We start from the raw sequence: 276 nt of genomic DNA on the forward strand, positions 1-276 counted from the left end.
AGCGCATCCAGCGTGGTGAGATTGAGCGAGTTCTCATCGCCCACAAGGACCGGCTCGTTCGCTTCGGATTCGACCTGCTCGACCATCTTGCGCGCGGGAACGGTTGCGAGATCATCGTGGTTAATCAGGAATCGCTGTCGCCAGAGCAGGAAATGGTTGAGGACCTGCTTGCCATCGTCGATACGTTCTCATGCCGCCTGTACGGCATGCGCAAGTACAAAAAGCAGATCAAGGAAGACTATCCGGGTAGCAAGGTACCGAAGGAAATTCTGGAAT

General features: G+C 54.7%; 1 protein-coding gene. It reads left to right on the plus strand.

Features of this window, described 5'->3' with window-relative positions; genetic code table 11:
* On the plus strand, positions 1 to 276 hold a 276-nt coding region (locus ACYP5B_RS51535; RefSeq protein WP_459575234.1), incomplete at both ends, for a recombinase family protein.

Source organism: Cupriavidus sp. 8B, assembly GCF_054589115.1.